At 56.3% G+C, this 12,640-nt stretch carries 11 protein-coding genes; 7 read left to right on the top strand and 4 right to left on the bottom strand.

From position 1 onward, the window contains the following. Positions 1–6 precede the first annotated feature (6 nt). The 3 genes from fepC to fepD are packed head-to-tail and all read right to left on the bottom strand — an operon-like array spanning position 7 to position 2,797. Entirely contained in the window at positions 7–804 is a 798-nt protein-coding gene (gene fepC, locus OGX99_RS07125; protein WP_151218722.1) for an iron-enterobactin ABC transporter ATP-binding protein, read from the bottom strand. Then, a complete protein-coding gene (fepG, locus tag OGX99_RS07120) occupies positions 801–1,793 on the bottom strand; it encodes an iron-enterobactin ABC transporter permease (RefSeq protein WP_286543047.1) in 993 nt (330 codons plus the stop codon). The genes fepC and fepG overlap by 4 nt, the downstream gene beginning before the upstream one ends. Next, entirely contained in the window at positions 1,790–2,797 is a 1,008-nt protein-coding gene (gene fepD / locus OGX99_RS07115; RefSeq protein WP_286543045.1) for a Fe(3+)-siderophore ABC transporter permease, read from the bottom strand. The genes fepG and fepD overlap by 4 nt, the downstream gene beginning before the upstream one ends. Positions 2,798–2,906: 109 nt before the next feature. On the opposite strand from fepD, the gene entS reads away from it, so the two are divergent. Beyond that, positions 2,907–4,145 carry an enterobactin transporter EntS gene (entS, locus tag OGX99_RS07110; RefSeq protein WP_210904808.1) on the top strand — a complete coding sequence of 413 codons (1,239 nt, stop codon included), beginning with the start codon at positions 2,907–2,909 and terminating at the stop codon, positions 4,143–4,145. A 44-nt stretch (positions 4,146–4,189) separates the two neighbouring features. Here the strand turns inward: entS and fepB are convergent, their stop codons facing one another. Beyond that, positions 4,190–5,119, bottom strand: coding sequence for a Fe2+-enterobactin ABC transporter substrate-binding protein (gene fepB, locus OGX99_RS07105; protein ID WP_151225084.1), 930 nt, complete (start codon positions 5,117–5,119; stop codon positions 4,190–4,192). A 214-nt stretch (positions 5,120–5,333) separates the two neighbouring features. Here fepB and entC point away from each other — a divergent pair, with 214 nt between their 5' ends. From entC to cstA, 6 genes are all read left to right on the top strand, one after another. Continuing rightward, a complete protein-coding gene (gene entC, locus OGX99_RS07100) occupies positions 5,334–6,509 on the top strand; it encodes an isochorismate synthase EntC (protein ID WP_187259413.1) in 1,176 nt (391 codons plus the stop codon). A gap of 156 nt (positions 6,510–6,665) precedes the next feature. Next, positions 6,666–8,276 carry a (2,3-dihydroxybenzoyl)adenylate synthase EntE gene (entE, locus tag OGX99_RS07095; protein ID WP_286543043.1) on the top strand — a complete coding sequence of 537 codons (1,611 nt, stop codon included), beginning with the start codon at positions 6,666–6,668 and terminating at the stop codon, positions 8,274–8,276. A gap of 13 nt (positions 8,277–8,289) precedes the next feature. Continuing rightward, the gene (locus OGX99_RS07090) at positions 8,290–9,147 is read left to right on the top strand and encodes an isochorismatase (protein ID WP_210904810.1); all 858 of its coding nucleotides are present in this window, start codon (positions 8,290–8,292) and stop codon (positions 9,145–9,147) included. Further along, on the top strand, positions 9,147–9,902 hold the full coding sequence (gene entA / locus OGX99_RS07085) for a 2,3-dihydro-2,3-dihydroxybenzoate dehydrogenase EntA (protein WP_187259415.1): 756 nt from the start codon (positions 9,147–9,149) through the stop codon (positions 9,900–9,902). Before OGX99_RS07090 ends, entA begins: the two co-directional genes overlap by 1 nt. A gap of 2 nt (positions 9,903–9,904) precedes the next feature. Beyond that, complete coding sequence (entH, locus tag OGX99_RS07080; RefSeq protein WP_151218730.1) at positions 9,905–10,318, top strand: proofreading thioesterase EntH; 414 nt, start codon at positions 9,905–9,907, stop codon at positions 10,316–10,318. Positions 10,319–10,502: 184 nt separating this feature from the next. After that, positions 10,503–12,608, top strand: a complete 2,106-nt coding sequence (gene cstA, locus OGX99_RS07075; RefSeq protein WP_187252835.1) for a pyruvate/proton symporter CstA — start codon at positions 10,503–10,505, stop codon at positions 12,606–12,608. Positions 12,609–12,640: the final 32 nt, after the last annotated feature.

Raw genomic sequence — 12,640 nt, 5'->3', positions numbered from 1 at the left:
ATCTTGCTATTTGTTGCGCCCGAGCGGTACCACTAACGGCGTTCCGGCAACCGGATCGTCGATTATCATACAGCGCAGCCCATAGATTTTTTCGATAAGCTCCGCCGTGACAATCTCCTTCGGCGCGCCCTCGGCAATAATATGTCCGTCACGGAGTGCAATCAGATGCGTCGCATAGCGACAGGCCTGATTGAGGTCGTGTAAAACGGCGGCCAGCGTATAGCCTTTCTCCCGGTTTAGTTCACTCAGTAGCTCCAGCAGATCGATCTGATGACTGATATCCAGCCAGGTGGTGGGTTCATCGAGCAACATAATGGATGTTTCCTGCGCCAGTACCATCGCAATCCATGCGCGCTGCCGTTGTCCGCCGGAAAGGGTATCCACACTTTGTGATGCCAGGTGGGTGATCCCCGTCGCCTGCATGGCGTTTGAGACCGCTATTTCATCTTCATTCCGCCAGCGGGTAAACAATGGCTGGTGCGGGTAGCGCCCACGGGCAACCAGCTCCTGCACCGTAATATCACCCGGCGTAGTGGCGTTTTGCGCAAGTAAACCAATTCTGCGGGCTACTTCTTTGCTGGGATAGTGCTGAATATGCTCACCGTCGAGCCAGACCTGACCGCGTGCAGGTGTCATCAAACGACTCAACGTGCGCAGTAGCGTTGATTTCCCGCAGCCGTTTGGCCCAATAATTGCGGTGAAGTGACCGTCGGGAATCGACACATTGAGGTTTTCCGCTACGGTAAACTTGCCATAACCCAGCGTTAACTGGTCGCCACGCAAACGGGCTACTGATTCGATCATTTTTTGCGGGACTCCTGAATTAACAAGACGATAAGATAAATACCGCCGAGGCTTACGGTGACAACGCCCACCGGAAGCTGATAAGGCATAAACAGCTGTTGAGCGCACAAATCCGCCAGCAGCAGCAGCAATGCGCCGCACAATGCCGACAGGGTTAATCCCCAGCGCGATGTGCCGCTAACCCGCCGCGCGATATGCGGGGCGACAAGAGCAATAAATGAGATGGGGCCTGCCAGCGCGGTGGCGGCGGCGGTCAGCACAACGGCGACCAGCATCATCATCAAACGTGAACGTTCTACGCTGACCCCAAGCGCGCAGGCACTGTCATCACCCATTTCCAGTAAACGCATCCGGCGCACCAGCAACGTGGCGCACACCAGCATAATGATGATCAACGGTGCAGCAGGCCAGGTCTTAGCCCAGGTCAGACCATTAAGCGATCCGGCGTTCCACAGCCCAGCCGTCAATGCGGTTTCTAATGAAGCCTTCAGCAGCAGCCAGGTGTTGAACGCGACCAGCATGGCACGTATGCCAATACCGATAATAATCAGTCGGAAGGTGTCAATACCGTTGCGCCAGGCAAGCGCCCAGACCACCAGAGAGGTCAGGATCCCACCCAGCATCGCCGCAAGAGCAATAGCGGTGAGATGTTGTCCAAACAGCACCATTGCCACCAGTACACCGCTCCAGGCACCGGTATTGAAACCCATCACATCCGGGCTGCCCAGCGGGTTACGCATTAACGACTGGAATATTGCGCCGCTCACGCCGAGCGCCGCGCCAATCAATAGCGCCATGAGCATGCGAGGCAAACGCCATTCGGTCACCACCAGCGTAATACTGCGTGGCGCATCGCCAAACAGAGCAGCAAAAATTTGCTGGGTTTCCAGCATCACGACGCCGCTACGCAGGCTCCATAAGCCAACGGCGAGACAGCCTACAATCAGCAACAGGCTGCTGATTATCAGACGGCGAGAGAGGTGCATCATGCGCCACCTCCGCGTGGTTTCCGTCGTACCAGAAAGATAAGCACCGGTGCGCCGATGAATGCGCTGACCACCGAAACACGCAGCTCGCCGGGGACAATCAGGCGACCGATGATATCGGCAATCAGTAGCAGAGACGGGGTAGCCAGCAGGGTAGCGGGCAGTGACCAACGGTGATCTGCCCCTACCAGCCAGCGCGCCATATGCGGCATCATCAGACCGATAAAGGCGATAGGGCCGACAATCGCGGTTGCACTACCACACAGTACGGTAATCGCCAGCAGGCCAATAAACTGCGTGCGAGCAACTTTGCTGCCCAGTGCGGTAGCGGTGTCGCTTCCGAGGCTCAGACTATTCAGGGCGCGGCTGAGGAACAACGCAACAGTAGCGGCAATCAGCACCGGCACAAGTACTACTTTAAGCGTTTGCAGGCTGCGGATATCCAGTGAACCGGCCTGCCAGAAACGTAGCTGATCGTAGACATCCGGGTTGAGCAGGGCGATGCCGGTGGATAATCCTTCCAGCACCGCGCCCAGCGCAACCCCTGCCAGCGTCAGACGTACCGGGCTTAACTGCCCACCGCCCTGACTACCGGTAAATGCCACGATCAGCGACGCGGCCAGCGCACCGGCAAAAGCCATCAGCAGTTGTTCTTGTGCAGAGGAGAAGCCGAACAGCGCGGCGCCCAGCACAATAGCGAAGCTGGCACCGGCGTTGACGCCCAGAATGCCGGGATCGGCGAGAGGGTTACGCGTGAGCGTTTGCATTAATGCGCCAGCCAGGCCCAGCGCACCACCTGCGAGCAGTCCTGCCAGTGTGCGCGGCAGGCGCGCGTCCAGCACGATGGTGCAATCAGCGCTTTGACAACTGCCGGTGAGCGCATCCAGCACCACGGAAGCAGGTAGCGATTTTGCGCCAATCACCAGGCTTAGTACCGTGATGAGAACAAGTAATAACAATAGTCCGGGCACGGCGAAGGCGCGTGTCGCGGAAACAGAGCATGGCATATCAACTTCCCTGATAATGATAGTAATTATCGTTATCGATCTTATTTGGATATGTTAGCATGTGCAGCCATCGAATGGATATTGAAAAAGTACCTGGTAAGGCTCTGTAATGAATCGACAATCATGGCTGCTCAATCTCAGCCTGTTAAAGACCCACCCTGCATTTCGTGCCGTCTTCCTCGCCCGTTTTATTTCCATTGTCTCTCTGGGGCTACTCGGTGTGGCGGTTCCGGTACAGATCCAGATGATGACGCAGTCGACCTGGCAGGTTGGTTTGTCGGTGACGTTGACTGGTAGCGCGATGTTTATTGGCCTGATGGTGGGCGGCGTGCTGGCCGATCGCTATGAACGTAAAAAAGTGATCCTGTTGGCGCGTGGAACCTGCGGAATCGGCTTTATTGGTCTGTGTCTGAATGCGCTACTGCCTGAACCGTCATTACTGGTGATTTATCTGCTTGGCTTGTGGGACGGTTTCTTTGCCTCACTGGGTGTAACCGCTTTGCTGGCAGCAACGCCGGCGCTGGTCGGGCGGGAGAATTTGATGCAGGCCGGGGCGATTACCATGCTGACGGTGCGTCTGGGGTCGGTCATTTCGCCAATGCTTGGCGGGGGGCTGCTCGCAACCGGTGGCGTGGCCTGGAACTACGGGCTGGCGGCGGCGGGGACCTTCATTACATTGCTGCCGTTGCTGAGCCTTCCCGCGTTGCCGCCTCCGCCGCAGCCGCGTGAGCATCCGCTGAAATCGCTGCTGGCAGCATTTCGTTTTCTGCTTGCCAGTCCGCTGATTGGCGGCATTGCGTTGCTCGGCGGTCTGTTGACCATGGCGAGCGCTGTACGCGTGTTGTATCCGGCGCTGGCGATTAACTGGCAAATGTCGAGCGCGCAAATTGGTCTGCTGTATGCGGCTATTCCCCTGGGGGCGGCGGTGGGCGCATTGACCAGCGGGCAACTGGCGCACAGCATTCGCCCGGGACTGATCATGTTGGCATCGACCGTGGCGTCGTTCCTGGCTATCGGGCTGTTTGGGTTGATGCCGGTGTGGGAGCTTGGGGTTGTTTGCCTGGCGCTGTTTGGCTGGCTGAGTGCGGTCAGCTCTTTGTTGCAGTACACCCTGTTACAGACGCAGACGCCGGAAGCGATGCTCGGGCGAATTAACGGTTTGTGGACCGCGCAGAATGTCACTGGTGATGCCATCGGAGCGGCGTTGTTAGGTGGTCTGGGCGCGATAATGACGCCAGTCGCTTCGGCAAGCGTCAGTGGATTTGGCCTTGCGATCGCAGGACTGCTGCTGTTGCTGCTGTTGAATGAGTTACGTCGTTTCCGTCAGACACCGCCTGAACTGGCGTGAGGCTTCAGGCCGGATGCGGCGTAAACCACATCCGGTACGAACCATTAAAACAGTGAGGAGAAGCGTTGCAGCAACAGCGTCGCGCTGTAGTAGTCCAGACGGAAAGTTTCCGTTCCCAGGGCGTAAACACGCTTGTTCTGCACGGCCGGCAGATGTGCCAGCAGCGGATTGGCATAAATGGCGTCGGCATCTTTGTTGTCGCCCGCGAACAGGAATAGCGCTTCGCCATTCAGTCCGGTCGCCAGATTCTCACCGCCGATTTGAATGATATCGTGGCGCTTGCCCTGACTCTGGCTGGTGTGCAGTCCGGCTGGCAGCTGCGCTAACGTGAAACCTAACTGCTCCATTAACTTGCCTTGCGCAGATTCCGGCGTCCACAGGTTGGCGCTGTGCGCGGCGGCGGTGTACACCAGTGCGTTAACCGGCTGTGGCGGTAGGGTAATACGTTGTTTAACCGTCTGCAGTTGCTTATCAAACTCGGCAATACGTGCTGCCGCCTGTTGCTCATGCCCGGTGATGCCTCCTAACTGCGTCAGCAGTGACTGCCAGCTTTTGTCGTCGTAATTAATGATAAGTGTGGGCGCAATGGTGGACAGTTGATCGTACAGTGCGAGGGCAGAATCCCCGCCGGTGGCGCTTATCAGAATCAGATCCGGCATTTGCGCCGCAACGGCTTCAGCGCTCGGTTCACCAATATACAGACGACTCAATTTGCGCTCTTTTGCGACTTCGCTCCACTGACGCAAAAAGCCCTGCGCATCGCCAATGCGATTGTTCGGCGTGGTGGCCCCGCTGGCGATGACCGGAGCATCAATCGCCAGTAGCGAGCCAGTGAGGGTGACGCTGGTGGAGACAATGCGCTGCGGCTTATGCTCCAGCGTATGCGTGCCGCGGCTGTCGGTAACCTGACGCGGCCACTCGGCGGCGTGACCTGAAGAAATTCCTGAAATAGACAAACCTGTCAGCAAGAGCATGGTGCGGCAAAAAGAGGGGAGACTCACGAATCAGCTTCCTGTTATTAGTATGAGTAATGCTTCTCATTTTCATTGTTAGTGAACAAGGATGCAAGCCAAAGTCGCACATTGTGCTACCTCAAGAGTTGACATACTGCCGCTTTACTTTTAGGTTAGCGACCGAAAATATAAATGATAATCATTATTAGAGCCTTTATCATTTTTGGAGGATGATATGGATACGTCACTGGCCGAGGAAAAAACGCAGACTATGCCGACGCTCGCTCCCGACAGTTTTTTCTTTATGTCGCCGTACCGTAGTTTTACGACGTCAGGATGCTTCGCCCGCTATGCGGAACCGGCAATTGATGGCGACGCGCCAGACAGCCCTTTCCAACAGAAAATGCGCGCCCTGTTTGCTGATGCCAAATCGCAGGGTATCGCTAACCCTATCATGGTCGGGGCGATCCCTTTTGACACCCGCCAGCCGTCATCGTTGTTTATTCCCCAGTCGTGGCAGACGTTTTCCCGCACGGCGAAGCAGCAGTCATCACGTTATTTTAATGCGCATCAGTCGCTGAACGTCGTGGAACGTAAATCGATCCCAGAACAGGACTTTTTTGAAGACATGGTCGCCCGGGCGGCTGCGCTGACGTCTACCCCGGAAGTTGACAAAGTGGTGTTATCCCGCCTGATCGATATCACTGTAGACGCCAATATAGACAGCGGCGCCCTGCTGGAGCGGCTGGTGGCGCAAAATCCGGCGAGCTACAACTTCCACGTGCCTCTTGAAGACGACGGCGTATTGATTGGCGCCAGTCCGGAACTGCTGTTACGCAAAGAAGACGATCGTTTCAGCTCATTACCTCTGGCCGGTTCCGCGCGCCGTCAGCCGGACGATGTGCTGGACAGGGAGGCGGGTAATCGCCTGCTGGCATCCGAGAAGGATCGCCATGAACACGAACTGGTGACGCAGGCGATGAAAAATGTATTGCGCGATCGTAGCCGTGAACTGCAACTCCCTTCCTCTCCGCAACTGGTTACCACGCCTACGCTGTGGCACCTCGGTACGCCGTTTGAAGGTAAAGCCAACGCGCAGGAAAACGCCCTGACGTTGGCGTGCCTGCTACACCCGACGCCTGCGCTGAGCGGCTTCCCGCATCAGGTCGCACGCAAACTTATCGCCGAACTGGAGCCGTTCGATCGTGAACTGTTCGGCGGCATTGTCGGCTGGTGTGATGCCGAAGGTAACGGTGAATGGGTCGTGACGATCCGCTGCGCGAGGCTGCTGCGCAATCAGGTTCGTTTCTTCGCCGGAGCAGGAATTGTGCCAGCCTCTTCCCCGGTTGCGGAATGGCGTGAAACGGGAGCCAAGCTTTCCACCATGTTGAATGTTTTTGGCCTGCATTAAGAGCCTGGTCCATCAGGCTATTTTATTTGCCAGTTTGACCCTGGGCAGTGCTCACAATCCTCACGTACCACAAGTACGCTCCGGTTGCTCCGCGCTGTCCGTGTCCAAACTGGCTGCAACAATATACGCCTTATTGACAGGCTCTAAGGAGTAATCATGAGTATTCCTTTCACCCGTTGGCCGGAAGAATTTGCCCGCCGCTATCGTGAAAAAGGTTACTGGCAGGATTTGCCGCTGACCGACATTTTGACTCGCCACGCCGATAGTGACCAGACGGCGGTGATTGATGGTGAACGCCATCTGAGCTATCGCCAGTTGAACCAGGCAGCAGATAATCTCGCCAGCAGCCTGCGCCGCCTGGGGATCAAACCCGGCGAAACCGCGCTGGTGCAACTGGGCAATGTGGCTGAACTGTATGTCACCTTTTTTGCCCTGCTCAAGCTGGGAGTGGCGCCTGTTTTTGGGCTGTACAGCCATCAACGCACCGAGCTCAACGCCTACGCGACACAAATTAAACCGGCGCTGCTGATCGCTGACCGCGCGCATACGCTGTTTACCGCAGATGACTTTCTGAACACATTTGTTGCCGAGCACAGCTCGGTGCGCGTGGTTCTGCTGCTCAATGACGAGGGTGAACACAACCTGCAAAACGCGATAAGCCAGTCGGCGACTGATTTTACCGCTACGCCATCGCCTGCAGATGAAGTGGCGTATTTCCAGCTTTCCGGTGGCACTACCGGGACGCCGAAGCTGATCCCGCGTACCCATAACGATTATTACTACAGCGTGCGCCGCAGCAACGAGATTTGCCATTTCACTGGAGAAACGCGCTATCTGTGCGCTATTCCGGCGGCGCATAACTACGCCATGAGTTCACCTGGCGCGCTGGGGGTGTTCCTTGCGGGTGGAACTGTAGTGCTGGCGGCCGATCCAAGCGCCACGCTGTGCTTCCCGTTGATTGAACAGCATCAGGTGAACGTTACGGCGCTGGTGCCGCCAGCCGTGAGCCTGTGGCTGCAGGCGATTGCGGAGTGGGGCAGTAATGCGCAATTGGCATCGCTGAAATTGTTACAGGTTGGCGGAGCGCGCTTGTCCGCGACGCTTGCCGCCCGCATTCCGGCGGAAATAGGCTGCCAGTTGCAGCAGGTCTTCGGTATGGCGGAAGGGCTGGTGAACTACACCCGCCTGGACGACAGTCCTGAGCGCATCATCAATACCCAGGGTCGCCCGATGTGTCCCGATGATGAGGTTTGGGTGGCAGACGCTGACGGTAATCCTTTGCCACAGGGCGAAACCGGACGCCTGATGACGCGTGGCCCGTACACCTTCCGTGGCTATTTCAACAGCCCTGAACACAATGCCAGCGCCTTTGATGCCAACGGGTTTTACTGCTCCGGCGATCTGATCGCTATCGATCGGGATGGCTACATCACCGTGCAGGGGCGCGAAAAAGATCAGATCAACCGTGGCGGGGAGAAGATCGCTGCCGAAGAAATCGAAAACTTGTTACTGCGCCATCCGGCGGTGATTCATGCGGCGCTGGTCAGTGTGGATGACGAGCTGATGGGCGAGAAAAGCTGCGCCTGCCTGGTAGTAAAAGAGCCGCTACGCGCGGTGCAGGTGCGTCGTTTTCTGCGCGAGCAGGGCGTGGCGGAATTCAAATTACCTGACCGTGTGGAATGCGTTGAGTTATTACCGCTGACGCCGGTTGGGAAAGTGGATAAAAAACAATTACGTCAGTGGCTGGCATCACGTTCACTGGCCTGAAGGAGAAAAAGAGATGGCAATTCCTAAACTGCAGGCTTATGCGCTACCCACAGCGCTTGATGTTCCGGTGAACAAAGTGGACTGGGCCTTTGAACCTGAACGAGCCGCGCTGCTGATCCATGACATGCAGGACTATTTTATCGGTTTTTGGGGCGATAACTGCCCGATGATGGAGCAGGTCGTCGCGAACATCGCCGCGCTGCGCCAGTACTGCAAAGCGCATAATATTCCGGTGTATTACACCGCCCAGCCGAAAGAGCAGAGTGATGAGGACCGTGCTTTGCTTAATGATATGTGGGGGCCGGGCCTGACGCGTTCGCCTGAGCAGCAAAAAATCGTTGAAGCGCTGGCACCGGATGCAGCAGATACTATCCTGGTGAAATGGCGTTACAGCGCATTTCATCGCTCTCCGTTAGAACAGATGCTTAAGGAAACCGGGCGTAATCAACTGATTATTACCGGCGTGTATGCGCATATTGGCTGTATGACCACTGCAACAGACGCCTTCATGCGTGATATCAAACCGTTTATGGTTGCCGATGCGTTGGCGGACTTTAGCCGTGACGAACATCTGATGTCGCTGAAATATGTGGCGGGACGTTCCGGGCGTGTGGTGATGACGCAGGAATTATTGCCGATGCCTGTCCCGGCCAGTAAAGAGGCGTTGCGCCGCGTTATTCTGCCGCTGCTGGATGAATCAGAAGAGCCGATGGATGATGAAAACCTGATCGACTATGGACTGGATTCGGTTCGCATGATGGCGCTGGCCGCCCGCTGGCGTAAAGTGCATGGCGACATTGATTTCGTCATGCTGGCGAAAAAACCGACCATTGACGCCTGGTGGACGCTGCTCTCCCGCGAGGTGAAGTAATGGCCGGATTTGACTTCACAGGGAAAACCGTCTGGGTAACCGGCGCGGGAAAAGGAATCGGCTACACCACGGCGCTGGCGTTTATTGACGCCGGGGCACAGGTTACGGGCTTTGACCGCGAGTTCGCGCTGGCAGAGTATCCCTTTGCCACCGAGGTGATGGACGTGGCGAACGCGCAGCAGGTGGCGCAGGTATGCGGGCGTTTGCTCGCGAATACCGAATGTCTCGACATACTGGTGAATGCCGCAGGGATCCTGCGTATGGGACCAACCGACGCGCTTAGCGTTGAGGACTGGCAGCAAACCTTCGCCGTCAACGTGGGCGGGGCGTTCAATCTGTTTCAGCAGACGATGGCGCAGTTTCGTCGCCAGCAGGGCGGGGCGATCGTCACCGTTGCATCGGATGCGGCGCACACGCCGCGTATCGGCATGAGTGCTTATGGGGCGTCAAAAGCCGCGCTGAAAAGCCTGGCGTTAACCGTCGGACTTGAACTGGCGGGTAGCGGTGTGCGCTGTAATGTGGTTTCGCCTGGCTCGACCGATACCGATATGCAGCGTACGTTGTGGGTCAGCGATGACGCGGAACAGCAGCGTATTCGTGGATTTGGCGAGCAGTATAAGCTCGGCATTCCGTTGGGGAAAATCGCCCAGCCGCAGGAGATCGCCCACACGATTTTATTTCTTGCCTCCGATTTAGCCAGCCACATTACGTTGCAGGATATCGTGGTAGACGGCGGCTCTACGCTGGGAGCATGACGATGATCTGGAAACGTCATTTAACGCTGGATGAACTCAATGCCACCAGTCAGAACACCATGGTGGCGCACCTGGGCATGGTCTATACCCGACTGAGTGATGATGTGCTGGAAGCCGAAATGCCGGTGGATGAGCGTACGCATCAGCCGTTTGGTTTGCTGCACGGCGGAGCGTCTGCGGCTCTGGCAGAAACGTTGGGTTCGATGGCAGGTTATCTGATGACTCGCGACGGGCAGTGTGTGGTGGGGACGGAACTCAACGCCACGCACCATCGGGCGGTTTCGCAGGGTAAAGTGCGCGGTGTCTGCCGACCTTTGCACCTCGGGCGTCAGAATCAGAGCTGGGAAATCGTCATCTTTGATGAGCAGGGACGACGCTGTTGCACCTGCCGTTTAGGTACTGCGGTGATGGGGTGAAGTGACCCTGAAAAGTAAAATGAAATTGCAGCGTTAACAGGTAAATGAAGTGATCTAGTTAACAATGCAATGTAAATACTCAGTGATACTTCGGGTTTGTATGGTTGTCAGGTTGTTAAATTCAGAAAAGATGTTATAGAAACAAAATGTAACATCTCTCTGGAGCGGACAACGGATAACAACTATGAACAAATCAGGGAAGTACCTCGTCTGGACAGTGCTCTCCGTAATGGGAGCATTTGCCCTCGGCTATATCGCATTAAACCGCGGTGAACAGATCAACGCGTTGTGGATAGTCGTGGCGTCGGTCTGTGTCTACCTTATCGCTTATCGTTTCTACGGCCTGTACATCGCTAAAAATGTACTGGCGCTGGACCCGACGCGTATGACGCCAGCCGTGCGTCATAACGATGGTCTGGACTATGTTCCCACCGATAAAAAAGTGCTGTTTGGTCACCATTTTGCGGCGATTGCCGGAGCGGGGCCATTAGTTGGACCTGTACTGGCGGCGCAAATGGGCTATCTGCCAGGTATGATCTGGTTGCTGGCCGGGGTGGTGCTGGCGGGTGCGGTGCAGGACTTCATGGTATTGTTTGTATCTACCCGTCGCGATGGTCGTTCCCTTGGCGAACTGGTTAAAGAAGAGATGGGCCCAACGGCAGGCGTTATTGCGCTGGTGGCCTGTTTTATGATCATGGTGATTATCCTTGCGGTACTGGCGATGATCGTCGTGAAAGCGCTGACCCACAGTCCGTGGGGAACCTATACCGTGGCGTTCACAATCCCGCTGGCGATTTTTATGGGGATTTACCTGCGTTATCTGCGCCCAGGTCGCATTGGTGAAGTGTCGGTCATCGGTCTGGTCTTCCTGGTATTCGCCATTATTTCCGGCGGCTGGGTGGCGGAAAGTCCTACCTGGGCTCCTTATTTTGACTTTACCGGCGTACAGCTGACATGGATGCTGGTGGGCTACGGTTTTGTCGCTGCCGTGCTGCCGGTATGGCTGCTGCTGGCACCGCGTGATTACCTTTCTACCTTCCTGAAAATTGGCACCATTGTTGGTCTGGCGGTAGGGATCCTGATCATGCGCCCGACACTGACCATGCCTGCGTTGACCAAGTTTGTTGACGGTACAGGCCCGGTCTGGAGTGGTAACTTGTTCCCGTTCCTGTTTATTACCATCGCCTGCGGTGCAGTCTCGGGTTTCCACGCGCTGATTGCCTCCGGCACCACGCCGAAGATGCTGGCGAATGAAGGTCAGGCCTGCTTTATCGGTTACGGCGGGATGCTGATGGAATCCTTTGTCGCCATTATGGCGCTGGTGGCGGCCTGCGTTATCGATCCAGGTGTTTACTTTGCGATGAACAGCCCGATGGCGGTACTGGCACCTGCCGGAACCACCGATGTGGTTGCGTCAGCGGCACAGGTCGTGAGCAGTTGGGGCTTTGTTATCACGCCTGATACGCTGCATCAGATTGCGAACGATGTCGGCGAACAATCCATTATCTCCCGCGCAGGCGGTGCGCCGACGCTGGCGGTGGGCATGGCGTATATTCTGCACGGTGCGCTGGGTGGCATGATGGATGTGGCGTTCTGGTATCACTTCGCCATTTTGTTTGAAGCCCTGTTTATTCTGACGGCAGTCGACGCCGGTACGCGCGCCGCGCGCTTTATGCTGCAGGATCTGCTGGGCGTGATGTCACCGGGTCTGAAACGTACCGATTCGCTGCCAGCGAACCTGTTGGCGACAGCGCTGTGCGTGCTGGCCTGGGGTTATTTCTTGCACCAGGGCGTGGTGGATCCGCTGGGCGGTATTAATACCCTGTGGCCACTGTTTGGTATCGCCAACCAGATGCTGGCCGGTATGGCGCTGATGCTTTGTGCAGTGGTACTGTTCAAGATGAAACGTCAACGCTACGCATGGGTGGCGCTGGTGCCAACCGCCTGGCTGCTGATTTGTACCCTGACTGCAGGCTGGCAGAAAGCGTTTAGCCCGGATGCGAAAATCGGCTTCCTGGCTATCGCCAACAAGTTCCAGGCTATGATCGACAGCGGAAACATTCCGGCACAGTACACCCAGTCACAGCTGACGCAGCTGGTGTTTAACAACCGTCTGGATGCGGGGCTTACCATTTTCTTCATGGTGGTCGTGGTGGTGCTGGGTCTGTTCTCTATCAAAACTGCACTGGCAGCGTTGAAAGAAGATAAACCTACGTCGAAAGAAACGCCGTACGAACCGATGCCTGAGAATGTCGAAGAGATCGTGGCGCAGGCGAAAGGCGCGCACTAATATTCTCTTAACCAATTAGCCCTCTCCTGAAC

It is taken from the genome of Citrobacter sp. Cu096, from assembly GCF_030332285.1.
GTDB classification, from domain to species: domain Bacteria; phylum Pseudomonadota; class Gammaproteobacteria; order Enterobacterales; family Enterobacteriaceae; genus Citrobacter; species Citrobacter meridianamericanus.
This window is presented reverse-complemented; position numbering and strand designations above follow the sequence as displayed.

Coding starts and splice junctions, on each gene's coding strand:
- fepC (WP_151218722.1), bottom strand. CDS start 804: ATGATCGAATCAGTAGCCCGTTTGCGTGGCGACCAGTTAACGCTGGGT.
- fepG (WP_286543047.1), bottom strand. CDS start 1,793: ATGATGCACCTCTCTCGCCGTCTGATAATCAGCAGCCTGTTGCTGATT.
- fepB (WP_151225084.1), bottom strand. CDS start 5,119: ATGCTCTTGCTGACAGGTTTGTCTATTTCAGGAATTTCTTCAGGTCAC.
- OGX99_RS07090 (WP_210904810.1), top strand. CDS start 8,290: ATGGCAATTCCTAAACTGCAGGCTTATGCGCTACCCACAGCGCTTGAT.
- entS (WP_210904808.1), top strand. CDS start 2,907: ATGAATCGACAATCATGGCTGCTCAATCTCAGCCTGTTAAAGACCCAC.
- cstA (WP_187252835.1), top strand. CDS start 10,503: ATGAACAAATCAGGGAAGTACCTCGTCTGGACAGTGCTCTCCGTAATG.
- entH (WP_151218730.1), top strand. CDS start 9,905: ATGATCTGGAAACGTCATTTAACGCTGGATGAACTCAATGCCACCAGT.
- entE (WP_286543043.1), top strand. CDS start 6,666: ATGAGTATTCCTTTCACCCGTTGGCCGGAAGAATTTGCCCGCCGCTAT.
- fepD (WP_286543045.1), bottom strand. CDS start 2,797: ATGCCATGCTCTGTTTCCGCGACACGCGCCTTCGCCGTGCCCGGACTA.
- entC (WP_187259413.1), top strand. CDS start 5,334: ATGGATACGTCACTGGCCGAGGAAAAAACGCAGACTATGCCGACGCTC.
- entA (WP_187259415.1), top strand. CDS start 9,147: ATGGCCGGATTTGACTTCACAGGGAAAACCGTCTGGGTAACCGGCGCG.